This is a genomic window from Streptomyces sp. CA-142005 (assembly GCF_050942335.1).
Classification (GTDB): Bacteria; Actinomycetota; Actinomycetes; order Streptomycetales; family Streptomycetaceae; genus Streptomyces.
On record NZ_CP192078.1, the window covers coordinates 1872585 to 1895883 of the forward strand.

A 23299-nucleotide genomic window follows, 5' to 3' on the forward strand; every position below is an offset into this window, starting at 1 on the left:
TCAGGCTGACGATAGTTGGTGCGCCCAGTCAAGCACGGTCCGGGATGCGGAAGGCAGCGCCCGGTGTCCTGAGGCCCCCTCACACAGCCTCGCCGAGTGCCGCGATGACGTCGGCCTTGCGGGGCTGTCCCGTGGCACGCCGCACGACCCGTCCGTCGGCGTCGAGCACCAGCACGGTGGGCGTCTTCAGAATCTCCAGTTCGCGTACGAGGTCCAGATGGGCCTCGGCGTCGATCTCGATGTGGGTCACCCCGGGGACGATTCCGGCGACCTCGCCGAGGACTCGCCGGGTCGCCCTGCAGGGCGCGCAGAAGGCGCTGGAGAACTGGACCAGCGTGGCGCGTTCGCCGAGGTCGCCGCCCAGCTCGGCGGCTCCCAGCCGCTTGCCCTCGTCCCGCCCGCGCACCCGTACTCTCCCGCTCCGCCGCTTGTGCAGCACTCCGGCGGCGCTCGCCACGACGAGCACCGCCACGCACACCACCACTCCGGTCATCATCTGCACAAGCATTCACGAGACTGCAAAGATTCCCGCCTCCCGCGGGAGTTTCCGTTGCGGAATGCTGGATTCATGGACATCGACGTGAGGGGGCCGCGCTTCGGGGCGGCCGTGACGACGGCCGTTCTGGCCGTGGCACTGAGCCTGGAGAGCAGCTGGCTACTGGGCTGGCAGACGCTGGCGTTCGCGGTGGGAGCGGCCGCGGGTGTGCAGCACTCGCCGTACGGCTGGGCGTTCCGTACGGCCGTACGGCCGCGGCTCGGGCCGCCGAAGGAGTTCGAGGCGCCTGAACCGCCGCGGTTCGCACAGGCCGTGGGGCTGGTGTTCGCCGGGCTCGGGCTCGTCGGGTTCACCGTGGGACCGCAGTGGCTGGGCCTGGCCGCGACGGGCGCCGCCCTCGCCGCCGCGTTCCTGAACGCGGCGTTCGGCTACTGCCTGGGCTGCGAGATGTTCCTGCTTCTGAAAAGGGCCACCTTACGGGCGGAGTAACACGGGCTCAAGGTTCCGAGGCGGGATGTAGGCCGACGTGACGAGAATCTCGCCGCCACCGGGCACCAGGGCTGGCTACCCGTCCGTTCTTCGGGCACGATCTGCGAGACGCCGTAAACCTACGGCTGCGTAACTTTCCCGCCGGGAGCCCCCCTTTCCCGAGCAGAGCAGAAAGGGCCCGTCCCACCCATGGCAGAGCTGGTCTACCGTCCCGTCATCGGATTCGCCAAGACGATGTTCAAGGTCTGGGACCTGAAGATCGACTGCCAGGGGTCGGAGAACATCCCGCGCTCGGGCGGCGCCGTGCTGGTGAGCAATCACATCAGCTATCTGGACTTCATCTTCAACGGCCTGGCGGCCCTGCCGCAGAAGCGCCTGGTGCGCTTCATGGCGAAGGATTCCGTCTTCCGCCACAAGATCTCCGGTCCGCTGATGCGCGGCATGAAGCACATCCCGGTGGACCGCAAGCAGGGCGAGGCGGCCTACGCGCACGCACTGGACTCGCTGCGCTCCGGTGAGGTCATCGGGGTCTTCCCGGAGGCCACCATCTCGCAGTCGTTCACGCTGAAGAGCTTCAAGTCCGGTGCGGCCCGGCTCGCCCAGGACGCCGGCGTCCCGTTGATCCCGATGGCGGTGTGGGGCACGCAGCGGCTGTGGACCAAGGGCCACCCCCGCAACTTCAAGCGCAACCACCTGCCCGTCACCATCCGCGTCGGCGAGGCGGTCGAGGCACCCCGCGACCAGTACGCGGGCGCCATCACCCGCCGGCTGCGCGAGGGCGTCCAGGAGCTGCTGGAGGCCGCGCAGCGCGCCTACCCGGGCCGCCCCAAGGACTCCACGGACTCCTGGTGGCTCCCCGCCCATCTGGGGGGTACGGCACCGACGATGGAGCAGCTGCGGGCGGCAGAGGCCATGTGACCCGCGGCGCGACGACCTGCGGTGCCCTGGCCGGGGCTCACCCTGACAAGTTGCAGTGCCGTCGCGGCTTCACGGCGCACGCACCGGCACCCGGCGGCACGTGGTGGCGAGGCGAGCAGGACGGCCGGTTCTTCTCCGACTTCCCGGAACAGGGGTTCTCGCGCACATACCCCTGCCGCAGGATCTGCCGGGCTACGTAGGCCAGTTCGGCGACCTCCAGGAGGACGCGGCGGGCAGACCACGCAGGATGCCGACCACCTGCGGCCGGGTGACCAGTCACGCTGATCGGGGCGGCTCGGCGCCGGAAGCCGGAGGCGCCGGTGGCGTCCACGACCTGCCCGAGCACGCGGCCGCCGTCGCGGCACAGCGTGCCGCCGGTCGCCGCCGCCGGGTACTGCACCAACGCGTGTGTGGCGGCGGGCAGTTCTTTGCGGCCCTTGTCTCCAGCGGACCGGCGGATGCCTGTTCCTCCGCGCGATCGCGACGGCGTCCGACGGGGTTCCACCGCCCTCAGAGTGCGTCGGGCAGCGTCTTCCACAGGTACGGCCGGTCCGGAGCCGCCTTCAGGGCGTCGAGGACGACCGGGTGCGGTTCGGCGTACAGCACCGGATAGTCCAGTTCGCCGGCCGCGGGGTCGGGGATCCAGGCCAGCCGCTCGCCGTCCAGGGAGAACCGGGCGTCCACGCCCGGCTTGTTGCCGCGCGGGTCCTGCCGGTGCCAGGCGCCGTGGAAGCGGACCGCGACCAGTCCGTGCACGGCGTGGCCGCCCTCGTCGTCGGTCAGCCGCTGGTAGCAGAGGGCCGTCGGGATGTCCTCGGCGCGCAGCAGGGCCGCCAGTGCGTGGGCCTTGGCGTAGCAGATACCGGTGCCCAGAGCGAGCACGTCGGAGGCGCGCCAGGTGACGCGCAGGTCGCCGGAGTCCTGGGAGTGCGGGATGGTGTCGCGGACGAATTCGTAAGCGGCCCGTGCATAGGCATACGAGTCGGCCGCTCCGGCGGCCAGCTGCCCGGCCGTCTCCCGGACCACGGGATGGTGATGGTCGATGACCTCGTCCGCGGCCAGATAAGCGGACAGATCGGCGGTGTTCTGGATCAGCTCCATGCCCGCAGAGCATAGGAAAGCGATCACTCGACAGTCAATGACTTTTCGAGTGACCGCATACCTATGCACAGCTGGGGACTAGCGCCCCATCTCCTCCTTCAGCGCGGCCACGAAGGTGTCGACGTCCTCCTCGGTGGTGTCGAAGGAGCACATCCAGCGCACCACCCCGGCGGCCTCGTCCCAGAAGTAGAAGCGGAAGCGCTTCTGCAGGCGCTCGGACACGTCGTGCGGCAGCCGCGCGAAGACGCCGTTGGCCTGCACCGGGTAGAGGATCTCCACGCCGTGCACCGCGCGCACGCCCTCGGCGAGCCGCTGGGCCATCTCGTTGGCGTGCCGGGCGTTGCGCAGCCACAGGTCCTTCGCCAGCAGCGCCTCCAGCTGCACCGAGACGAAGCGCATCTTGGAGGCCAGCTGCATCGACAGCTTCCGCAGGTGCTTCATCTGCCGCACCGCGTCCTGGTTGAGGACCACGACCGCCTCGCCGAAGACGGCGCCGTTCTTGGTCCCGCCCAGCGAGAGGATGTCGACGCCGACCGCGTTGGTGAACGTGCGCAGGGGCACGTTCAGCGAGGCGGCCGCGTTGGCGATCCGGGAGCCGTCCAGGTGCACCTTCATGCCGTGCGCATGGGCGTGCTCACAGATCGCGCGGATCTCGTCCGGCGTGTAGAGGGTGCCCAGCTCGGTGCTCTGGGTGATCGACACGACCTGCGGCATGGCGCGGTGCTCGTCCTCGAAACCCCAGGCCTGCCGGTCGATCAGCTCGGGCGTGAGCTTGCCGTCCAACGTGGGCACGGTGAGCAGCTTCAGGCCGCCCATGCGCTCGGGCGCCCCGCCCTCGTCCACGTTGATGTGGGCGCTCTCGGCGCAGATCACCGCGCCCCAGCGGTCGGTGACCGCCTGGAGCGCGACCACGTTCGCGCCGGTGCCGTTGAACACCGGGAAGGCCTCCGCGGTGGCCCCGAAGTGGCTGCGGATGATCCGCTGGAGGTTCTCGGTGTACTCGTCCTCGCCGTACGCCACCTGGTGGCCGCCGTTGGCGAGGGCCAGGGCGGCCAGCACCTCCGGGTGGGCCCCGGCGTAGTTGTCACTGGCGAAACCGCGGACCTCGGGGTCGTGATGACGACGCGCGTCGGTCATGGGAGGGTTCACGGCTTCTCGGTCAGCCACAGACGGTTTCCGTTCACTTCCGCGGCGGGCTTGCTCCAGACGCCCTCGATGGCCTCGGCGAGGTCCTTGACGTCCGTGAAGCCCGCGAACTTCGCGTTGGGGCGTTCGGCGCGCATCGCGTCGTGCACCAGCGCCTTCACCACCAGGATGGCAGCAGCCGCACGCGGACCGGCCTCGCCCCCCGCCTTGCGGAAGCCGTCGGCCATGGCCAGCGTCCACGCCTCGGCGGCGGCCTTGGACGCGGAGTACGCCGCGTTGCCCGCGGTGGGCTTCGACGCACCGGCGGCGCTGATCAGCAGGTACCGGCCACGGTCGCTGCGCCGCAGGCCGTCGTAGAAGGCCAGGGAGGTGTGCTGCACCGTGCGGATCAGCAGCTTCTCCAGCAGGTCCCAGTCCGCGAGGCTCGTCTCCTCGAAGCTCGCGCTGCCGCGCCAGCCGCCGACCAGGTGGACCAGACCGTCGATCCGGCCGTGCTCCTTCTCGATGCGGTCGGCCCAGGCCCGGGTCGAGTCCAGGTCGAGCAGGTCGACCGTCTCGCCGGTGACCGTGGCGCCACCGCGCGCGTAGCGGGCCGCGTCCACGGACTCGGCCAGGCGCTCGGGGTTGTTGTCGGCGCCGACGACCACCGCTCCGGCCTCGGCGAGCCGGACCAGGGCCGCGTGTCCGGCGGGACCGCCCGCGCCGGCCACCGCGATCACCGCACCGCTGAGAGACCCGTTGTTCGCCACGTTCTTCCCCTCTGAAGCAGTGTTCTGGACGCGGTCGCTCACGCGGCGACCGGCTCGGCGCTGTCCGCCGTGATGCCCTTGGTGGAGGCGATCACATTCTTCAGCTTCTTGGACAGGGCCTCGTAGAACATGCTCAGCGGAAACTCGTCCGGAAGCACGTCGTCCACGAGCTTGCGCGGCGGCTGGGTCAGGTCCAGGGCGTCCGGGCCCTTGGCCCACTTGGAGCCGGGGTGCGGGGCGAGGTAGGTGGCGACCAGCTCGTAACCGGCGAACCAGTGCACGAGCTTGGGGCGGTCGATGCCGTCCTTGTAGAGCTTCTCGATCTCGGCGCACAGCTGGTTGGTGACCTGCGGGGCACGCTCCCAGTCGATGGAGAGCTTGTTGTCGGTCCAGCGCACCACGTCGTGCTTGTGCAGGTAGGCGAAGAGCAGCTGGCCGCCGAGGCCGTCGTAGTTGCGCACGCGGTCGCCGGTGACCGGGAAGCGGAACATCCGGTCGAAGAGCACCGCGTACTGCACGTCACGGGCCTGCGGTACGCCGTCCGCCTGCAGCTTCACGGCCTCCTTGAAGGCGGTGAGGTCGCAGCGCAGCTCCTCCAGGCCGTACATCCAGAACGGCTGGCGCTGCTTGATCATGAACGGGTCGAACGGCAGGTCGCCGTGGCTGTGGGTGCGGTCGTGGACCATGTCCCAGAGCACGAAGGCCTCTTCGCAGCGCTTCTGGTCGTGGACCATCGCGGCGATGTCCTCGGGCAGCTCCAAGCCGAGGATGCCGACGGCGGCGTCGGTCACCCGGCGGAAGCGGGCGGCCTCACGGTCGCAGAAGATGCCACCCCAGGAGAAACGTTCCGGCGCCTCGCGCACGGCGATGGTCTCCGGGAAGAGGACGGCCGAGTTGGTGTCGTAGCCGGACGTGAAGTCCTCGAAGGTGATGCCGCAGAACAGCGGGTTGTCGTAGCGGGTGCGCTCCAGCTCGGCCAGCCAGTCCGGCCAGACCATGCGCAGCACGACCGCCTCCAGGTTGCGGTCCAGGTTGCCGTTCTGCGTGTACATCGGGAAGACGACCAGGTGCTGCAGTCCGTCCGCGCGGTTCGCGGCGGGCTGGAAGGCCAGCAGGGAGTCCAGGAAGTCCGGCACCTGGAAGCCGCCCTCGGCCCAGCGGCGCACATCCTTCACCAGGGCGTGGTGGTAGGCCTCGTCGTGTGGGAGCAGCGGGGACAGCTGTTCGACGGCGTCGACGACACGCCGTACGGCCGCCTCGGCGTCCGCCCTGGCCGGGGCGCCTTCGGCCTCGAAGTCGATCGATCCGTCCTTGGACTGCCATGGCCGGATCTGCTCCACGGCATCCTTGAGCACGGGCCAGGCCGGGTGCTCAACCACCCTGGTCGACGAAGGAATCTGTTCCTCCGCACCCGCCTGCACAAGAATTTCCGTCATGTCCCATCCTCCACGGGAGAAGCTCGCGTAAGGACACCGTATGCATACCCCGTTTCAGCCAGCAAGAGGCAGATCGGGAAATCTTTCAGCCCAACCCCTTGGTCACCGACATTTTTCCTGCCGTAAACCGTGACGGCGCTCACTTCCGCCGAGTTTCCCCGGCTGCCGATGCCGCGGCGATCCGGTCGGCCGAGGCGCGGGGACTCGCCCACGGCAGGGTGCCGGCGAGGGCGTGTACCGGCCGGCCGACGGACGCCACGCACCCGGATGCCTTGTGCACGTGCGGGTTCATCGCGGGGTCCGGCCGTTAGGCTGCGACTCTGCCCGCGCGGACGACGGAGTCCGCCCGTTCCGCGCGTGCCGAGCCGCCGTCGACGGAACGGAGTCGAACCTTGAACTTCCTTACCATCGGTCACCGCGGGGTCATGGGTGTCGAGCCCGAGAACACCCTTCGTTCCTTCGTCGCCGCGCAGGACGCCGGCCTCGATCTGATCGAACTCGATCTGCACCTGAGCAAGGACGGCGCCCTGGTCGTCATGCACGATGCGGAAGTGGACCGCACGACCGACGGCACCGGGCCCATCGCCGACAAGACCCTGGCCGAGCTGCGCTCCCTCGACGCGGGCCTCGGGGAGCGGGTACCCGTGTTCGAGGAGGTCCTGGACGCGGTGCGCACGCCGCTCCAGGCCGAGATCAAGGATGTGGCGGCCGCCCGCGCCCTCGCGGCGGTGATCCACGAGCGAGACCTGGTCGGGCGGGTGGAGGTGTCCTCGTTCCACGACGACGCGGTCGCCGAGATCACCCGCCTGGTGCCGGGCGTGCGCACGGCGCTGATCGGGGGCCGCTACGGCACGGACATCGTGGAGCGCGCGGTCGCCGTGGGCGCGGCGACCGTCTGTCTCAACATCCGCCGGCTCACCCTGGAGATCGTCGAGCACGCGCGCAAGTCCGGGCTGCGGGTCATCGGCTGGGTCGTCAACACCCAGGATCATCTCCGGCTGGTCCGCGCCCTGGAGCTGGACGGCGCGACGACCGACTTCCCGGAGATCAAGCGCACCGGGCGCTTCACTGCCTGACGGTCACACGAGCTTCTTGACCAGCAGCTCGAACTGCAGGTCGTCGCGCTGCGGGATGCCGAAGCGCTCCTCGCCGTACGGGAAGGGCGACATCTTTCCCGTACGGCGGTAGCCCCGGCGCTCGTACCAGGCGATCAGGTCGTCCCGTACGGAGATCACCGTCATGTGCATCTCGGTGACGCCCCAGGCCTCGCGGACCTGGCGTTCGGCCTCCGCCATGACCGTCTTGCCGAGACCCGCGCCCTGCAGGGTGGGGCTGACCGCGAACATGCCGAAGTAGGCGTGGTCGCCTCGGTGTTCCAGCTGGCAGCAGGCGATGATCCGGCCGTCCTGCTCGACGGTCAGCAGCCTGCTCTCGGGCGACTTGATGACCTCCAGCACGCCGTCGGGATCCGTCCGCTGCCCCTGGAGGATGTCCGCCTCGGTGGTCCACCCGGCCCGGCTGGAGTCCCCGCGGTAGGCCGACTCGATCAGCGCGACCAGCGCGTCGACGTCGGCGTCGGTGGCGTCGCGGAAGGTGGGGCCGGCGGAGGGGCTTTCCATGGAACTGTCTCCGATTCTCGGGCGTGGCTGAGCCAGGGTCGAGGGTAACCCTGCCACTAGGCTGCGCCTGCATGGTGCACGTACTCAGCAGCCGGATCCTGCTCACCCCGACCGACCCCGAACGCTCCCGGACCTTCTACGGCGAGCAGCTGGGGCTGTCCGTCTACCGCGAGTTCGGTACGGGGCCCGAGCGCGGGACGGTCTACTTCCTCGGCGGCGGCTTCCTGGAGGTCTCCGGGAGGTCCGAGGCGCAGCCGTCGCCCGCGGTCCGGCTGTGGCTGCAGGTCGACGACGTGACGGCCGCGCACGAGGAGCTGAAGTCCAAGGGCGTCGACATCGTCCGGCCCCCGGTGAAGGAGCCGTGGGGCCTGGTCGAGATGTGGATCACCGACCCGGACGGCATCCGCATCGCGGTGGTGGAGGTACCGGAGGACCATCCGATGCGGTACCGGCCGGGCGTTTAGGGCGGGGGTTCTGGCGGCTGGGCGCCTGGCGCCGGGCATCCAGCGCCGGGCTCCTCCCCGCCGGGCATCCAGCGCCGGGTTTCCCGGCCACAGGCGGCCGGGCCTCCGGGCGCCGACGGCCGAGCTTCTGGCTTGCGGCTCCGGGCCACTGGCAGCCGAGCCAGCGGCGACGGAGCCTCTAGCTGTATTGACCTGAAGCGTTGTTCACACGGCTGATCGTTGGGCTGCCGCCGAGTGCGGTGTGGCAGCGGTGGTGGTTGTAGGTGTGGAGGAAGTCTGCCAGGGCTTCGGACCACGGGCAGCCCAGCCAGTGGCGGCGGAACCAGCGGCGACGGAGCCTCTAGCTGGGCCTCCAGGGCCACTGGCATCCGAGCCTCAGACCTGTGGGAGCCGAGCCAGTGGCGGCGGAGCCTCTACCTCCGGGCCGCTTGCCTCCCGCCCCCTGGACTCCGGGCCCTGACGCCGACCCTCCAGCGTCTGAGCCACTTTTCCTCGGGCCCCCGGACTCCCCTGGCGTCGCGCCCAGCCTCTGGCGCCGGGCTCCTGACGCTGCGGCCTCAAGCGTCCGAGCCACTCGCCTCCGGACCCTTGGACTCCCCTGGCGCGAGGCATCTGCGCCAGGCCCCCCGGCCGACTGGCGGCCGGCCTCTGGCCTGTGTACTCCGGTCCACTACAGCCCAGCCGCTCGCCTCCGGTCCGCTGGCAGCCGTGCCCGTGGCGGCGGAGGTTCCAGCCTCCGGGCCACTTGCGTCCCGCTCTCCGGGCCCTGGGCTCCCCTGGCGACCGGCCTCCGGCGCAGAACTCCAGCCGCCCGGCGCCGGTGCGCAGCCGGGCGTCCTACTGGTGTCCATGGCCGGAACCCTCCCGCACGCCGCTCCGGCCGGGCAAGGGATTTCCCCGCCCGCCGGGACCGTCCCGGTTGGCCGGGGCGAAGAGCCGGGGTTAGCGTGCCGGGAGAGCGCTCTGTGCGCGCGGCAGGCCCGCCCCGGCCGGAAGGAATCTCAATGATGAGGTCAAGCCGTCTGCGTGTCCGGTGGGGTGGGGGTGAACAGTCTCTTGTCACGCAGCATCGCCCAGAGCACGTCGACGCGGCGTCGGGCGAGCGCAAGCAGGGCCTGGGTGTGGATCAGTCCCTCGGCACGCTTTCTGAGGTAGTAGTCCCGGGACGGGCCGGGCCGCATCATGGCAGTCTGGGCGGCCAGGTAGAAGATGTGCCGCAGGCGCCGGTTGTAACGCTTGGGCCGGTGGTAGTTGCCGGTGCGGCGGCCGGAATCGCGGGCGACTGGGGCCAGGCCGGCGTGCGAGGCGAGTCGGCCCGCGTCGCGGTAGCCGGACAGGTCGCCGACGATGGCGACGAACTCGGCGCCCAGGATGGGACCCATACCGGGCATCGACTCGATGATCTCGGCGCGGTCGTCGGCACGGAACGTCTCGCGGATCTCCCGGTCATTGTCCTTGATCCGCTCGTCCAGGGCCAGAAGCTGGTGGGCGAGGTCGCAGACCAGCTTGGCGGCCCGCTTCTCGCCCGGCAGCGCAGTCATCTGGGACTGGGCCGCCTCCACCGCTTTGGCGGCGACGGTGTCGGCGCCGCGGACCTTGCGGCGCTCGAGCCAGGTCGTCAGCCGCTTGACGCCGATCCGGCGCAGGCTGGCCGGGGTCTGATACTCAGTCAGCATCACCACCGGTCCCTTGGCCGCGGAGTAGTCGAAGGCCCGTTCCAGTGCGGGGCAGATTCCCACCAGCAGGTCGCGGAGCCTATTGATCAGCCGGACCCGGTCGGCGATCAGGTCGGCCCGGTAGTTGGTGAGGACCTGGAGCGTGGTGACCAGCTCCGCAGGCGTGCTCAGCGGGGTGAAGTCCCGGGGACGCATGCGGGCCTGGTCGGCGATGACGCGGGCGTCCTTGGCGTCGGTCTTGCCCTCGCCTTTGTAGGCGCCGGACATGCGGTTGACCGTCCGGCCGGGCACGTAGACGACCTGCTGGCCGTTCGCGATCAGCAGGGCCAGCAGCAGGGTGGCGGCCCGGCCGGAGATGTCCACCGCCCACCGCACCTCTTCAGCCCGTTCGCGGGCGGTCTCGATGAGCGTGAGGATCTGGGCCTCGTCGTTGATCACCTTCGTCGAGAAGAGCGTCTCGCCGTCGGCGTCGACCGCGACTGCCCAGTGATGTCCCTTGCCGGCGTCGATGCCGACCCATATCCGCGCGTGAGGCGTGCTCAAGCCCGTCGCTCCGTTCCACCGTGACCAGCACCTTCGTGGCCCGAGGAACACCCCGCCGACAGGTCCCTAACCAGCGATGACCGCAGTTCTCAATCAGTGGTCGGAGCGTCCCGGAGGACCGGGCGGCCATTCCTTCCGAGCCATCAACGGCAACCCATCATCAGCCACACCCGGTCCTCCCGGACCGCCAACATTCTTAGGGAACCCCTCATGAAGTTCGACAAGCCGGTGACCGGCGGACCGTGCTGGACCGAGCTCGGGACCAGCGATCTGGAGGGGGCCAAGCGGTTCTACACCGAGTTGTTCGGCTGGCGGCCGGAGACCGACCCGCGGCAGGAGGCGGGCGGATACACCGTGGCACACCTGGGAGACGCGGCGGTCGCCGCGCTCACCCCGCTCTACCAGGAGTCCCAGCCGGTGGCGTGGAACGTCTCCTTCGCGGTGACCGACGCGGACGCGGCGGTACGGCGGGTGGAAGAGGCCGGTGGGACGGTGGTCCTCGGCCCGATGGACGTGTTCGACGTGGGCCGGTTCGCGGTGGCCCTCGACCCGACCGGCGCGGCGTTCCAGCTGTGGCAGGCGCGGGCCTTCCCCGGCGCCGGCCTGTTCAACGCGCCCGGCACCCTCGGCTGGGTCGAGCTGGCGACCCGGGACACCGAGCGGGCCCGGGACTTCTACACCACGGTGTTCGGCTGGAGCGTCAACGCCTCGGACTGGTACACGCAATGGGGCATCGACGGCGACGACTTCGGCGGCATGTCCGACATGGGCGACCGGTTCCCGCCCGAGGTGCCGCCGCACTGGCTGCCGTACTTCGCGGTGGACGACGTGGACGCGACGGCCGAGGTCGCGCAGCGGGCGGGCGGGGCCGTCGTCCTCGCCCCCGTGTCGGTGCCCGACGGTCCGCGCATCGCGCTCCTGCGGGATCCGCAGGGCGCGGCATTCGGAGTGCACCAGGCCGGCGAGGAGGGCTGAGTCCCTGCGCTTGCCTGCACGACGCCTGTGCCGAGCCGGGCGGCGACCCACCCTTTACGCGCGCAACGCCCCCATCCGGCCCTCCAGGCGGCCGAGCAACTCGGCCAGCAAAGCGGCGAGCTCGCCTTGCCCCTCGGGAGCCAGCACGCTCAATACGGCTGTCTCATAGGCGAGTTGCTCCGGGAGGATGCCGTCGACCACATCGCGTCCCGTGTCGGTGAGGCGGACGTGGGCGACGCGGCGGTCGCGGGTGTCGCCGCGTCGCTCGACCAGTCCGCGTTCGGTGAGCTGCTTGAGCCGCTTGGTGACGGCGGCCCCGGAGGAGAAGGTCTCGCGGGCCAGCTCCCCAGGGGTCAGCTCGTGGCCGGTGCGGCGCAGTGCGCCCAGCAGGTCGAACTCGGGACGGCTGAGCCCGGCCCGGCGCAGCGGCGCGTCCTCGGCCTGCTGGAGGAGCGCGGCACACCGGTTGATGCGGCCGATGACCTCCATGGGCCCGGTGTCCAGCTCCGGGTGAACGGCCCGCCACTGCCGCACGACGGCCGCGACGGTGTCATGGCGAGCGGCAGGGTCGGCGCCTGGGGTGTTCCCGTCCCGGGTCGTCACCGGTCCGCCGGGGTGGACGGCTCGGCCGGCGTCGGTGTCGGTGTCGGCGCGACCGCGGCCGTCCGCCGGTTCCGCACCGGCAGGCCGGTGGCCGCCCGTCCGGCCCGTGTCGGCCGTGTCGTCCGCCGGCGCCTGTCCGCCGTTCCTCGCCGTCATGGCCGTATGTCCTCCGTCGTCCTGCCCGGGTCGTGGACCGGATCCTGGTCCCGGTGCCGCGGCGCGAACCCCTGCCGTCGTACCGTCGCCGCGAGCGTACGGTGTCCGGCCTGCTCGGCGAGCACGACCCGTTCCTCGGGCAGGGCGCGCTGCCACCACTCGCCGGACGCGGCATCGGCCGTGGCACGCAGGTCCGCGAGGGCGGCGGCGAGGCTGCGGCGGGCCGACTCCAGGGCGCGGGGTGCCGGGTGCGGCTCGGCCAGCAGCCGGGCGGCGTTCTCGCGGGCGCGTTCGGCCGCGGTCAGCGCGTGTTCGAGGCGGTCGCCCGCGCGCCGGTTGGTGACGGCGACGGCCGCGACGAAGCCGACCAGCGCGCCGACCAGAGTGTCCGCCACCCGCTCGGTGATCAGCTCGGCCGGGTTCTGGGCGCGGGCGAACTCGGTGATGAGCAGGGCCATCGGGGTCACGCAGACAGTGCCGAGCCAGTAGTTGCGGGCGATCAGCGCCTCGGCGCCGAAGTTGAAGGCGAGGCAGCACAGCACCAGCGCCACCGGGTGGAGATGGGCGAGCGGGGCGACGACGGCGAACACGAGGACGCCGACCACGTTGCCCACGACGCGCTGGATGCCCCGCCTCCAGGTGAGGGCGACGTTGACCTGGTAGAGGGAGGCCGCGGTGACCAGCGCCCAGTAGGGACGGCCCACCCCGAGCGCGAGGGAGGCATAGCCGGCGAGCGCGCAGCCGATCGCGGTGCGCGCGGCGATCGGGGCGAGCGGAGCCAGGCGATGCCGCAACGGCCGTCGTGTGAGGGAGCGTTCGGTGTCGACGCCCAGGAGTTCGTCGGCGGACTCGCGCGGGGACGCGACGCGCGGTATCCGCCCGGTGCCGCGCAGCTCGCGGGCCCAGGCGCGCAGCCGTGCGGGGTCGGTGTCGGCGGGGGCGGCGAGGGCGACCTCGGCGCGGACGAGGAGCCGTTCGAGGGCGCGTCGGGTGCGGTCGGGGCGGGTGCCGGGGGCGAGCAGCGACTGCCAGGCGGCGTGGATCGCGGCGGCGCTCGCGGCACGGGCCCGGGTGTGCCCGTCGGCGGTGCCGCGCGTGTCGGCGTAGGCGGCGGCCGCGTTCAGGGCCTGGGCGGTGGCGCGGCGCTCGGGTCCGTGCGGGCGGAGCAGCCCGGGTGCCATGCCGACCAGCCAGGCCCAGGCGCCGGCCGCCAGGGCCAGCCCGACGTGTCCGGGCACCTGACCGAGGGTCTGCGGCGCGAACAGCGAGGCGGAGCTGATGAAGGTCAGAACCACGTTCCCGGGCGGTCCGAGCCGGGTCGCGTCGCTCACGGTCTTCTGTACGGCGGCCATGACGGCTCCGACGGTGACGAGGACGACGGCGTTGCTCGTGAGCGACGCGGCCAGCAGCGAGACCGCGAGGCCGCCGACCATGCCGAGCACCACCCACGCCAGGACCCGGGCGCGGGCGGCGTAGGGCCGGCTGTGGCCGTAGAGCGCGCACAGGGACCCGGCCATCGTGTACATCGCGAGGTCGAGGCGGCCGAGCGCCAGCAGGATGAGGTTGGCCGGCGCGACGGCGGCGACCACGCTCAGCGCGGGCTTGAACCAGATGTCGGAGGGCCGCCCGAGGCGGAGCACTCCGGCAAGGGGAAGTCGATGGAGGGTCGCACTGCTCATACCACTAAATTAACATGTGTTTTACTCGTAAAATTCCTCGTCGCCTCGATCCCCAGGGTCCGCTCACCTGCCGTGCTCCGACGAATGCTCCCCGTGTACACCCTTGCGCTCGCGTGCGCTCCGCACGGCGTGGGCATCGCATCCTCGACCGACCGTCGAACGGGGAGGTGCGCGTGCACGGACCGGTACCGGCAGCGTGGCTGCTGGTCGCCCTGTGCGCGGCGACCGGCGCCTACTGCCTGCTGCGGATGCGCAGCCGTGTCGAGGAGCAGCGCAGATCCGCGGGCGGCGAGGCGCTGATGGGCTTCGGCATGGCCGTGATGGCCGTACCGGCGGCCGCGTTCTCGCCGCCGAGGTGGGCGTGGCCGGTGTACGCGGCCGTGTTCGGCGCGGCGGCACTGCGCGCGCTGTGGGCCGCGCGCGCCGCCCCGCATCACCTGCACCACCTGGTGGGCACCTGCGCGATGGTCTACATGTCGCTGGCCATGGCCGTGGCCCCGCCCGGCGCCCACCACGGACACGGCGGCTCGGGAATGCCCCTGCTGACCAGCGTGCTGCTGCTGTACTTCGCGGGTTACGTGCTGCTCGCCGGCGCCCGTCTGGTGCCGGCCGCAGCCGCGGTGGCCGGGGCCGGCGGCGGCCCGGTCGGCTGGGGCGACCGGCCGGAACTGGCGCGGGCCTGCCGGCTGTCGATGGGGATCGGCATGGTGGCAATGTTGCTGGCCATGTGAGCGGGGTCTTTGCGGGTGCGTTGTCCGGCTCCCGGCGCTGGTCGAACTCGACGAAGAGCGGGACAACCCTTGGCTGTCGGCACCGCACGCCGCGCGGGCCGGCCCGCTGGTGGCCGACGGCCTCCCGATCCACAAGGATCACGACATGCCCCGCAGCCCCAGCCCCAGTCAGAGCCCCGGCCCCAGCGCTATCGCACCGCGCCGGCCCCGCCCACCGAGCCTGCGTGCCGCGGCCCTCCTCGCCGCCACAGTCGGCATGGGCTGCGCGCTGCTGACGGCCCTCGTCGTGGTCCGCTGGCACCCTCTGCTCACCGTGGACGGCGACGTCTCCCGCGCGACCCACCACTGGGCGGTGCACGACCACGCTCTCACGCACATCTTCCGGGTGCTGACCGACTGGGTCTGGGATCCGCTGACGATGCGTCTGGTGAGCGCGGTCGCCGTGGTGTGGCTGGTGTGGCGGCACGCCGCCTGGTGGACGGCGCTGTGGCTGGCGGTCACCGTGGGCCTGGCGGCGGTCGTGCAGCAGTCGTTGAAGAGCGCCGTCGACCGGCCCCGCCCGGTGTGGCCGGACCCCGTCGACTCCGCAGGCTACGCGGCCTTCCCGTCCGGACACGCCATGACGGCCACGGTGGTGTGCGGCCTGCTCCTGTGGCTGCTGCACCGCTTCGGCGCCGGTCGCGTCCGCCGGCGTACGGCCGTGGCGGCCGCCGTGGTCTCGGTGGTGGGCGTGGGCCTTACCCGGGTGTGGCTGGGCGTCCACTGGCCCTCCGACGTCCTCGGCGGCTGGCTGTTCGGCACGATGGTGGTGGCCCTGGCCGTGGTCGCCTACGAGTGGCCACGAGCCCGCCAACACCCGTACGCATAGGCCCGGATAGGTCAGCGCCCTGCCGCCGTGGCTGCCGCACCGCTTCGGCACCGATCGCGTCCGCCGGCGTACAGCCGTGGTCGCCACGATGGTGGAAGCCCTGGCCGTGGTCGCCTACGAGTGGCCACGAGCGCGTCACGCCAACACCGCCGTGGATCGACCCGGATAGGGTCAGGCGCATGACTGCAGTGCTGTTCGACTTCTCCGGAACGCTGTTCCGCATCGAGTCCACCGAATCCTGGCTGCGTGCGGTGCTGGCCGAGACGGGGCACACCCTGCCCGAACCCGAACTCAAGGCGACCGCACGGGCCTTGGAGACGGCCGGCGCGTTGCCGGGCGGGGCGGATCCCGTGGAGCTGCCGGCGGACCTGGCCGGCGTCTGGGCGGTGCGGGACGAGAGCGCGGAGCTGCACCGGGCCGCCTACACGGGCCTGTCCCGGCGGGTGCCGCTGCCCGACCCCGGGCTGCACGACGCGCTGTACGAACGGCACAAGACCCCGGCCGCCTGGGCCCCGTACCCGGACGCCCCCGAGGTGCTGCGCACGCTGCGCGAGCGCGGGATCGGCGTGGGCGTGGTCAGCAACATCGGCTGGGACCTGCGCCCGGTGTTCCGCGAGCACGGGCTCGACCGGTACGTGGACGCGTACGTCCTGTCGTACGAGCACGGCGTGCAGAAGCCGGACCCGCGGCTGTTCTCGGTCGCCTGTGCGGCGCTGGACGCCGATCCGCGGCAGGTGGTGATGGTGGGCGACAGCAAGGAGGCGGACGGTGGCGCGGCCGCGCTCGGCTGCCGGGTGCACTTCGTCGACCACCTGCCAGTGACGGACCGGCCCGACGCGCTGCTGCCCGTGCTGGACCTGGTGAGCTGAGGCCCGCGGCGCTGCTCCCCGTGTTCGCCCCGCCGGCCGCGCGGCCGGTCAGCCCTGGTAGTCCTCGACCTGGCCGACGGGGCGCACATGCGCTTCGTCCGGGTTCTCGCCGAACTCGGCCTTGGCGCGGCGCTGCCGCAACAGGTCCCAGCACTGGTCGAGTTCACGCTCCAGCTGTCCCAGCCGCTGTTGCTCGACAGAGCTGTCGATCCGGCCCGAGGCCAGCTCCGCGCGGAGCCTGCGCTCGTCCTCGACCATCTCCGAGATCCTGCTCAGGATCCGCTGGTCCTGATCCATGACGACCCGCCTCCTCGCCTCGGCACCGCTGCCACTCTAGGGAGCCGACGGCCGCCCTGCGACACCGCTCGGCGCATGGGTCGGGCACGGCCGAGCGCGACGCGGAAAAGTGCTCGCTGCCACGCCGTCCGCCTGAGACGATCCCCCGCGTCGCCCCAGACGGACGGCAGCCCTGGACAGGGCACGCGCATGGCGGTGCCCACTGCGGTGAGTATAGTTGGCTGGCAGCCAGTCAACGCAGGAGTTACAGGATGTCCCCGCGCAGCGCCTCGGTCAATGAAGAGTTGCGGCGGCGTTCCCGGGAGCGGCTGTTGCAGGCCGCCGTAGAGCTGGTCGACGAGCACGGCTTCGAGGCCACCACGCTCGGCGACATCGCGGACCGCGCCGGTTCGGCGCGCGGACTGGTGTCGTACTACTTCCCCGGCAAGCGCCAGCTGGTGCAGTCCGCCGTGCACCGGCTGATGCACCGCACGCTGGAGGAGGCGCTGGAACGGGAGCCGCGCACCGAGGACGGCCGGGAGCGCCTCGCCCGGGCCATCGACGCGATCCTGGGCCTGGCCCGCGACCGGCCCGTGCTGATGCGGCAGCACATGGCGGGGCTGCTGCAGGCGGAGGGCTTCGTGCAGTGCCCGGAGCAGCGCCGGCTGTCGGAACTGCTCGGTGACACCGTCGCCCGGTACGGCTCCCAGGATGTCGGCGCCGACTATCCGATGCTGCGCGCCCTGCTGATGGGCGCGGTGTACGCGGCGCTGGTGCCGGGGGTGCCGATGCCCGTTCCCGCGCTGCGGGCCGAACTGTTCCAGCGCTACGGGCTCGACTGGGAGTCCGGGGTGCCGCCGGAGAGCGAGCAGGGCAGGGAGGCGCGGGAGCAGGACCTGTCCCGGTTCTTCGCGACGGAGGAGCGGCCGAGCAGCCCCTGAGGGCCGCGTGGGCCGCCGCGGCGGCAGCCCCCTCAGTCGCGGCGCGCGTGGCGGGGCGTCAGGAACCCCGCGTCCCGTGCCTGGGCGATCAGCCTGAGCGAGCGGCGGCGGCTGTGTCCGGTCGCGCTCATCACGGCGAGGACCGGGTCACACCCCTCCTCCTGTGCGGCACGGTATTCCTGGGCCACCAGCCGACGGCCCTCGATGCCGCGCGGCCAGACCGGCCGGGCGCGCCGCGGAGCGGCACAGAGCGCGTCCTCCTCCTCGCCGTGCTCCTCCCCGCCGACCTCGGCCCCTGCCTCTGCCTCTGCCTCTGCCTCTGCCTCTGCCTCTGCCTCTGCCTCTGCCTCTGCCTCGACATCGCCGTCGGCTTCCGGCTCGTACCGCTCCCCCGGGGCCTCGTCGTCGGCTTCCGGCTCGTACCGCTCCCCGGGGGCCTCGCCGTCGCCCTCGTGCGACCGCTCCACGCCGCACGACTCGAACAGCGGCCCCTCGATCCAGTCGGCGAGCACCGCCAGGTCGGCTAGGGACAGGGCCGGCTGCGCCCTGACGTCCTCGATGGACACGCGGCCCTCGCGCACGACGGCCAGGGCGTCGACCTGAGCACCGTCGAGGAAGACCAGTCGCACATGGAACCACGACGTGGCCTCGCCGTTCTCCCGCACCTTCCACGCGGGCCGCACGGACACCACGCCGTCCTTCGCGTCCCGCTCGGAGAGATCAAGAAAGGATGCTTCCAGCACGCACGCAACGTAGCCGCATGATTACATTCGATACGAAGGACACGCTTCGCAGTCACCCCGCCGGCCCCTGCCGTCATGGGCCGGCGGGTGCCATGCTGGAGCCGTCCGCACACCACCTCCTTCGGCCGAGGAGCATCGCTGTGCTGCGTGTCGCCGTCGTCGGTTCGGGTCCGAGCGGGTGTTACACCGCCCAGACCCTGGTTCAGCAGGATCCCGAGGTGTCCGTGGACGTCCTGGACCGGCTGCCGTGCCCGTACGGCCTGGTCCGGTACGGCGTCGCCCCGGACCACGAGAAGATCAAGTCCCTCCAGGGCAGCCTGAGGACGGTGCTGGAGCACGACCGGGTGCGGTTCCTCGGCGGGGTCCGGGTGGGCGGTCCCGGCGGACTGCCCGTCGAGCGGCTGCGGGAGCTCTACCACGCAGTGGTGTACTGCGTCGGCGCCGCCGCCGACCGCCGGCTCGGGATTCCGGGCGAGGAACTGCCGGGCAGCTGGTCGGCGACCGACTTCGTGGCCTGGTACAGCGCGCATCCGGACGCGGCCGACGCGGGCTTTCTGCGCGGAGTGCGGTCGGCCGTCGTCATCGGCGTGGGCAATGTGGCGGTGGACGTCACGCGGATGCTGGTCCGGGGTGCCGCGGAGCTGCGCCCGACGGACATGCCGCAGGCGGCACTGGACACGCTGACGGCGAGCGGGATCACCGAGGTGCACATGGTGGGCCGGCGCGGCCCCTCGCAGGCCCGCTTCACGACCAAGGAGCTGCGCGAGCTGGGCGCGCTGCCCGGCACCGCCGTCGGCGTCGATCCGGCCGACCTGGCGCTGGATCCGGCGGACCCCGCCGCCCTGTCCGCCGTGCAGCGCCGCAATCTGGAGGTGCTGCGCGACTGGGCCGCCCGGTCCTCCACCGACGCCGCCCGGCGCATCCGCCTGCGGTTCTTCCTGCGCCCCACGGAATTCCTCGCGGACGCCGGCCGGGTAGGTGCGGTGCGCTTCGAGCGGACGGCACCGGACGGGCAGGGCGGGGTGACGGGCACCGGCCGGTTCGTGGACGTGCCCGCCCAGTTGGTGCTGCGCTCGGTGGGCTACCGCGGGGTGCCGCCGGAGGGGCTGCCGTTCGACGCGCCGAGCGGCACGGTGCCTAACGCGGCAGGGCGTGTCGTACGCGAGGGTGTCGCCTCCCCCGGCGAGTACGTCGCCGGGTGGATCAAGCGCGGTCCGACGGGTGTCATCGGCACCAACCGGCCCTGTGCCAAGGAGACGGTCACCTCCTTGCTCGCGGACGCTCCGGCGCTGTCGCTCCGGCAGGTGCCCGATGATCCGGTGCCCGTGCTGCGGGCGGCCGGGATCGATCCCGTGCCGTGGGCGGGGTGGCTGGCGATCGAGCAGGCAGAGGCCGAGCTGGGCGCGCGGCTCGGGCGGGGCGTGGTCAAGCTGGCCGAGTGGGACGCGCTGCTCACGGCGGCCCGGAGGGCTTAAGGCTCCGGTAGCCGGGCATCCCGGTGGAGCCAGGGATTCCGCACGGGCCGGGCGGGCATGACACACAGCGGCAACAGACCGGAAATCAACAAACTGTTCAAGAAGCTTACGGTCTCCTCCTGTTCGGATGTCGCCCCCCCGCCCGCTCACCGCTGGAGTCCCCATGGCCACCACCGCAGCCGTCCACCCCGTCGACGAGATACCACCGGCACGACAGTTGGCGGCCTTCGGGCTGCAGCACGTGCTCGCCATGTACGCGGGCGCCGTCGCCGTACCGCTCATCGTGGGCGGCGCCATGAAGCTGTCGCCCGCCGACCTGGCGTATCTGATCACCGCCGACCTGCTGGTGTGCGGTATCGCCACGCTGATCCAGTGTGTCGGCTTCTGGCGGTTCGGCGTGCGGCTGCCGATCATGCAGGGCTGTACGTTCGCGGCGGTGTCGCCGATGGTGCTCATCGGGACGACGGGCGGCGGGCTGCCCGCGATCTACGGCTCGGTGATCGTCGCGGGTCTGGCCATCATGCTGCTCGCGCCGGTCTTCGGCCGTCTGTTGCGCTTCTTCCCGCCGCTGGTGACCGGCACGGTGATCCTGATCATCGGCGTCTCGCTGCTGCCGGTCGCGGGCAACTGGGCGGCGGGCGGCGCCGGCGCGAAGAACTTCGGGGAGCCGAGGAACCTGGCGCTGGCGGCCTTCGTGCTGGCGGTGGTGCTGGCCGTGCAGCGGTTCGCGCCGCCCGCCCTCGGCCGGATCGCCGTCCTGATCGGGATCGCGGTGGGCCTGGCGGTCGCGGTGCCGTTCGGGTTCACCGACTTCAGCGGGGTCTCCGGCGCCGACTGGGTGGGCATCAGCACGCCGTTCCACTTCGGGGCGCCGCAGTTCAAGGCCTCCGCGATCGTGTCCATGCTGGTGGTCGCCCTGGTGACCATGACCGAGACGACCGGCGACCTGATCGCCGTGGGCGAGCTGACCGGACGGAGGGTCGAGCCGCGCCCGCTCGCGGACGGGCTGCGCGCGGACGGTCTGTCGACGGTGCTGGGCGGCGTGTTCAACACCTTCCCGTACACGGCGTACGCGCAGAACGTGGGCCTCGTCGGGATGACCCGGGTGCGCAGCCGCTGGGTGGTGGCTGCGGCCGGCGGGATCCTGGTGCTGCTCGGACTGCTGCCCAAGCTGGGCGCGGTGGTCGCGGCCATCCCGGCACCGGTGCTGGGAGGCGCCGGACTGGTCATGTTCGGCACGGTCGCGGCGAGCGGGCTGCGGACGCTGGCCCGGGTCGACTTCCACGGCAACCACAATCTGACCGTGGTGGCCGTGTCGCTGGCGATCGGCATGCTGCCGGTGGGTGTGCCGACGGTCTACGAGAAGTTCCCGGACTGGTTCCAGACGGTGATGAACAGCGGGATCAGCGCGGGCTGTCTGTCCGCGATCGCGCTCAACCTGCTGTTCAACCACTTTCCGGTGAAGGCCGGTTCAGGCACCGCCGAGGCGGGCGGACTGCCGGTCGGCGGCGGCGAGGAGGCTGTCCAGTAGCCCCGGGAAGAGACCGTCCAGGTCGTCCCGGCGCAGCGCGTTCATCTTCGCCGTGCCGCGGTAGATCTGCCGGATGACCCCGCTCTCGCGCAGCACCCGGAAGTGGTGCGTGGTGGTGGACTTGGTCACCGGCAGTTCGAACTGCGAGCAGGTCAACTCCACCTCCTGGGCGGCGAGTTCGCGCACGATCTGCAGCCGCATCGGGTCGGAGAGCGCGTGCAGCACGGCCTCCAGGCGGATCTGCTGCCGCTCCGGGTGTGGCAGCGCGCGGCCGGCGGTGGCGGTGTCGGTCACGGCGGCTGCCCTTCGACGCGGAACTCCTCGGCTCCCGGCATTGTACGAGAGACGTCGTAGTTTGACACCTGTCGTAGTACGAGAGATATCGTACGAGCCGACCAACCAGCGGTCCGGTGACGAACGGAGTCTGTCGTGAGCGCGCTCTTCGAACCCATCACCCTGCGCGAAGTGACCATCCCGAACCGGGTGTGGATGCCCCCGATGTGCCAGTACTCGGCCGAGCCCGAGGGCCCGCTCGCCGGCGCCCCGCACGACTGGCACCTCGCGCACTACGCGGCGCGCGCCACGGGCGGCACCGGCCTGATCATCGTGGAGGCCACCGCGGTCTCACCGGAGGGCCGGATCTCCCCCTACGACCTCGGCCTGTGGAACGACACGCAGGTGGAGGCCTTCCGCCGGATCACCCGCTTTCTCACCGCCCACGGCACGGTGCCGGGGGTCCAGCTCGCGCACGGTGGCCGCAAGGCGTCCACCGACCAGCCGTGGAAGGGCGGCGCTCCGCTCGGACCGGAGGCGCGCGGCTGGCAGCCGGTCGCGCCGAGCGCGGTGCCCTTCGACGAGCACCACCCCGTGCCCACCGCGTTGACGGTGGACCGGATCCAGGAAGTCGTCGGCCAGTTCGCCGCCGCGGCCCGCCGGGCGCTCGCCGCCGGCTTCGAGATCGCCGAGATCCACGGCGCCCACGGCTACCTGATCAACGAGTTCCTGTCCCCGCACTCCAACCACCGCACCGACGCCTACGGCGGCTCGTACGAGAACCGCACCCGGTTCGCCCTTGAGGTCGTGGACGCCGTACGGGAGGTGTGGCCCGAGGACAAGCCGGTGTTCTTCCGCGTCTCGGCCACCGACTGGCTCCAGGACGGCGGCTGGACCGCGGAGGACACGGTCCGCTTCGCCCGGGACCTGCACACCCACGGCGTCGACCTGCTCGACGTCTCCACCGGCGGCAACGCCTCCGGCGTGACCATTCCGACCGGGCCCGGCTACCAGGTCCCGTTCGCCGCCCGGGTGAAGGCCGAGACGCCGCTCCGCGTCGCCGCCGTGGGCCTGATCACCGAGGCCGGGCAGGCCGAGAAGATCGTGACGAACGACGAGGCCGACGCGGTTCTGCTGGGCCGGGAGCTGCTGCGCAACCCGTCCTGGGCCCGGCACGCCGCCCGCGAGCTGGGCGGCGAGATCCGGGTACCGGACCAGTACCACCGGTCCGTCTGACCCCGTCCACCCGCAAACACCGGCCGGTCCGAGGACGACTGTCCACGACCACCGGCCGGTCCGAGGACGACTGTCCACGACCACCGGCCGGTCCGAGGACGACTGTCCACGACCACGGGCCGATCCGAGCTCCGGCGTCCCCGCCACCACGGGCCGGCCCAACCGCGGCCAGCCGGCACCACCGACCAATCCAGCACGGCAACCGTCACCACCGGCCGATGTAACGACCACCGCCCACCACCGCCCGGTCCCACACCACCACGGCCGGCCCGAGCGCCGCCACTCGCAACCACCGGCGGATCCGGC

25 protein-coding genes are annotated in these 23299 nt (G+C 71.8%); 12 read left to right on the forward strand and 13 right to left on the reverse strand.

The window, feature by feature from the left end; translation table 11 throughout:
* Nucleotides 1–79 precede the first annotated feature (79 nt).
* The gene (locus ACQPXS_RS09075; RefSeq protein ID WP_356314430.1) at nucleotides 80–493 is read right to left on the reverse strand and encodes a thioredoxin family protein; all 414 of its coding nucleotides are present in this window, start codon (nucleotides 491–493) and stop codon (nucleotides 80–82) included.
* A gap of 75 nt (nucleotides 494–568) precedes the next feature.
* Here ACQPXS_RS09075 and ACQPXS_RS09080 point away from each other — a divergent pair, with 75 nt between their 5' ends.
* Together ACQPXS_RS09080 and ACQPXS_RS09085 are read left to right on the forward strand one after the other, a co-directional pair.
* Nucleotides 569–985: a DUF4395 domain-containing protein gene (locus tag ACQPXS_RS09080; protein ID WP_433448651.1), complete on the forward strand. Its 417-nt coding sequence runs from the start codon at nucleotides 569–571 to the stop codon at nucleotides 983–985.
* Nucleotides 986–1174: 189 nt separating this feature from the next.
* Nucleotides 1175–1903 (forward strand): lysophospholipid acyltransferase family protein, encoded by a 729-nt coding sequence (locus ACQPXS_RS09085; RefSeq protein WP_351804649.1) that lies wholly within the window; start codon nucleotides 1175–1177, stop codon nucleotides 1901–1903.
* Between the two features lie 37 nt (nucleotides 1904–1940).
* Here the strand turns inward: ACQPXS_RS09085 and ACQPXS_RS09090 are convergent, their stop codons facing one another.
* The 5 genes from ACQPXS_RS09090 to ACQPXS_RS09110 form a co-directional block, all read right to left on the reverse strand.
* A complete protein-coding gene (locus ACQPXS_RS09090) occupies nucleotides 1941–2303 on the reverse strand; it encodes a hypothetical protein (protein ID WP_433448653.1) in 363 nt (120 codons plus the stop codon).
* 110 nt (nucleotides 2304–2413) lie between these two features.
* Nucleotides 2414–3004, reverse strand: a complete 591-nt coding sequence (locus ACQPXS_RS09095; RefSeq protein ID WP_356314308.1) for a transglutaminase family protein — start codon at nucleotides 3002–3004, stop codon at nucleotides 2414–2416.
* A 78-nt stretch (nucleotides 3005–3082) separates the two neighbouring features.
* The gene (locus tag ACQPXS_RS09100; protein WP_433448655.1) at nucleotides 3083–4153 is read right to left on the reverse strand and encodes a threonine aldolase family protein; all 1071 of its coding nucleotides are present in this window, start codon (nucleotides 4151–4153) and stop codon (nucleotides 3083–3085) included.
* The gene (locus ACQPXS_RS09105; RefSeq protein ID WP_433448657.1) at nucleotides 4150–4941 is read right to left on the reverse strand and encodes an SDR family NAD(P)-dependent oxidoreductase; all 792 of its coding nucleotides are present in this window, start codon (nucleotides 4939–4941) and stop codon (nucleotides 4150–4152) included. The genes ACQPXS_RS09100 and ACQPXS_RS09105 overlap by 4 nt, the downstream gene beginning before the upstream one ends.
* The gene (locus ACQPXS_RS09110) at nucleotides 4938–6335 is read right to left on the reverse strand and encodes a DUF6421 family protein (protein ID WP_351804643.1); all 1398 of its coding nucleotides are present in this window, start codon (nucleotides 6333–6335) and stop codon (nucleotides 4938–4940) included. Before ACQPXS_RS09110 ends, ACQPXS_RS09105 begins: the two co-directional genes overlap by 4 nt.
* A 392-nt stretch (nucleotides 6336–6727) precedes the next feature.
* On the opposite strand from ACQPXS_RS09110, the gene ACQPXS_RS09115 reads away from it, so the two are divergent.
* The gene (locus ACQPXS_RS09115) at nucleotides 6728–7411 is read left to right on the forward strand and encodes a glycerophosphodiester phosphodiesterase (protein ID WP_433448662.1); all 684 of its coding nucleotides are present in this window, start codon (nucleotides 6728–6730) and stop codon (nucleotides 7409–7411) included.
* Between the two features lie 3 nt (nucleotides 7412–7414).
* Here ACQPXS_RS09115 and ACQPXS_RS09120 read toward each other — a convergent pair whose 3' ends face one another.
* Nucleotides 7415–7954, reverse strand: a complete 540-nt coding sequence (locus tag ACQPXS_RS09120; RefSeq protein WP_433448664.1) for a GNAT family N-acetyltransferase — start codon at nucleotides 7952–7954, stop codon at nucleotides 7415–7417.
* A gap of 71 nt (nucleotides 7955–8025) precedes the next feature.
* Here ACQPXS_RS09120 and ACQPXS_RS09125 point away from each other — a divergent pair, with 71 nt between their 5' ends.
* Nucleotides 8026–8418, forward strand: a complete 393-nt coding sequence (locus ACQPXS_RS09125) for a VOC family protein (protein ID WP_433448666.1) — start codon at nucleotides 8026–8028, stop codon at nucleotides 8416–8418.
* Between the two features lie 1013 nt (nucleotides 8419–9431).
* Here the strand turns inward: ACQPXS_RS09125 and ACQPXS_RS09130 are convergent.
* Complete coding sequence (locus ACQPXS_RS09130) at nucleotides 9432–10637, reverse strand: IS110 family transposase (RefSeq protein WP_433445832.1); 1206 nt, start codon at nucleotides 10635–10637, stop codon at nucleotides 9432–9434.
* 210 nt (nucleotides 10638–10847) lie between these two features.
* On the opposite strand from ACQPXS_RS09130, the gene ACQPXS_RS09135 reads away from it, so the two are divergent.
* The gene (locus ACQPXS_RS09135) at nucleotides 10848–11612 is read left to right on the forward strand and encodes a VOC family protein (RefSeq protein ID WP_433448668.1); all 765 of its coding nucleotides are present in this window, start codon (nucleotides 10848–10850) and stop codon (nucleotides 11610–11612) included.
* A 54-nt stretch (nucleotides 11613–11666) separates the two neighbouring features.
* Here ACQPXS_RS09135 and ACQPXS_RS09140 read toward each other — a convergent pair whose 3' ends face one another.
* Both ACQPXS_RS09140 and ACQPXS_RS09145 read right to left on the reverse strand, forming a co-directional pair.
* A complete protein-coding gene (locus ACQPXS_RS09140) occupies nucleotides 11667–12215 on the reverse strand; it encodes a MarR family winged helix-turn-helix transcriptional regulator (protein ID WP_433455770.1) in 549 nt (182 codons plus the stop codon).
* A gap of 152 nt (nucleotides 12216–12367) precedes the next feature.
* Nucleotides 12368–14050, reverse strand: coding sequence for an FUSC family protein (locus ACQPXS_RS09145; protein ID WP_433448670.1), 1683 nt, complete (start codon nucleotides 14048–14050; stop codon nucleotides 12368–12370).
* 173 nt (nucleotides 14051–14223) lie between these two features.
* On the opposite strand from ACQPXS_RS09145, the gene ACQPXS_RS09150 reads away from it, so the two are divergent.
* From ACQPXS_RS09150 to ACQPXS_RS09160, 3 genes are all read left to right on the forward strand, one after another.
* Complete coding sequence (locus tag ACQPXS_RS09150; RefSeq protein ID WP_433448672.1) at nucleotides 14224–14781, forward strand: DUF5134 domain-containing protein; 558 nt, start codon at nucleotides 14224–14226, stop codon at nucleotides 14779–14781.
* Between the two features lie 145 nt (nucleotides 14782–14926).
* Nucleotides 14927–15649, forward strand: coding sequence for a phosphatase PAP2 family protein (locus ACQPXS_RS09155; protein ID WP_433448674.1), 723 nt, complete (start codon nucleotides 14927–14929; stop codon nucleotides 15647–15649).
* A 179-nt stretch (nucleotides 15650–15828) separates the two neighbouring features.
* Nucleotides 15829–16518: an HAD family hydrolase gene (locus ACQPXS_RS09160; RefSeq protein WP_356314281.1), complete on the forward strand. Its 690-nt coding sequence runs from the start codon at nucleotides 15829–15831 to the stop codon at nucleotides 16516–16518.
* Between the two features lie 48 nt (nucleotides 16519–16566).
* Here ACQPXS_RS09160 and ACQPXS_RS09165 read toward each other — a convergent pair whose 3' ends face one another.
* Nucleotides 16567–16815, reverse strand: coding sequence for a DUF2630 family protein (locus ACQPXS_RS09165; protein WP_390684035.1), 249 nt, complete (start codon nucleotides 16813–16815; stop codon nucleotides 16567–16569).
* A 251-nt stretch (nucleotides 16816–17066) separates the two neighbouring features.
* On the opposite strand from ACQPXS_RS09165, the gene ACQPXS_RS09170 reads away from it, so the two are divergent.
* A complete protein-coding gene (locus ACQPXS_RS09170) occupies nucleotides 17067–17735 on the forward strand; it encodes a TetR/AcrR family transcriptional regulator (RefSeq protein WP_356314275.1) in 669 nt (222 codons plus the stop codon).
* Nucleotides 17736–17767: 32 nt separating this feature from the next.
* On the opposite strand, the gene ACQPXS_RS09175 is transcribed toward ACQPXS_RS09170, so the two are convergent.
* Nucleotides 17768–18478, reverse strand: coding sequence for a DUF6214 family protein (locus ACQPXS_RS09175; RefSeq protein WP_433448677.1), 711 nt, complete (start codon nucleotides 18476–18478; stop codon nucleotides 17768–17770).
* A gap of 140 nt (nucleotides 18479–18618) precedes the next feature.
* Between ACQPXS_RS09175 and ACQPXS_RS09180 the strand changes: the two genes are divergently transcribed.
* Both ACQPXS_RS09180 and ACQPXS_RS09185 read left to right on the forward strand, forming a co-directional pair.
* Complete coding sequence (locus ACQPXS_RS09180; protein WP_433448679.1) at nucleotides 18619–19953, forward strand: FAD-dependent oxidoreductase; 1335 nt, start codon at nucleotides 18619–18621, stop codon at nucleotides 19951–19953.
* A 163-nt stretch (nucleotides 19954–20116) separates the two neighbouring features.
* A complete protein-coding gene (locus ACQPXS_RS09185; protein WP_433448681.1) occupies nucleotides 20117–21484 on the forward strand; it encodes a nucleobase:cation symporter-2 family protein in 1368 nt (455 codons plus the stop codon).
* On the opposite strand, the gene ACQPXS_RS09190 is transcribed toward ACQPXS_RS09185, so the two are convergent.
* Nucleotides 21425–21778: an ArsR/SmtB family transcription factor gene (locus tag ACQPXS_RS09190; protein WP_433448683.1), complete on the reverse strand. Its 354-nt coding sequence runs from the start codon at nucleotides 21776–21778 to the stop codon at nucleotides 21425–21427. The genes ACQPXS_RS09185 and ACQPXS_RS09190 overlap by 60 nt on opposite strands.
* Before the next feature lie 135 nt (nucleotides 21779–21913).
* Between ACQPXS_RS09190 and ACQPXS_RS09195 the strand changes: the two genes are divergently transcribed.
* Nucleotides 21914–22993, forward strand: a complete 1080-nt coding sequence (locus ACQPXS_RS09195; protein WP_433448685.1) for an NADH:flavin oxidoreductase/NADH oxidase — start codon at nucleotides 21914–21916, stop codon at nucleotides 22991–22993.
* Nucleotides 22994–23299 lie beyond the last annotated feature (306 nt).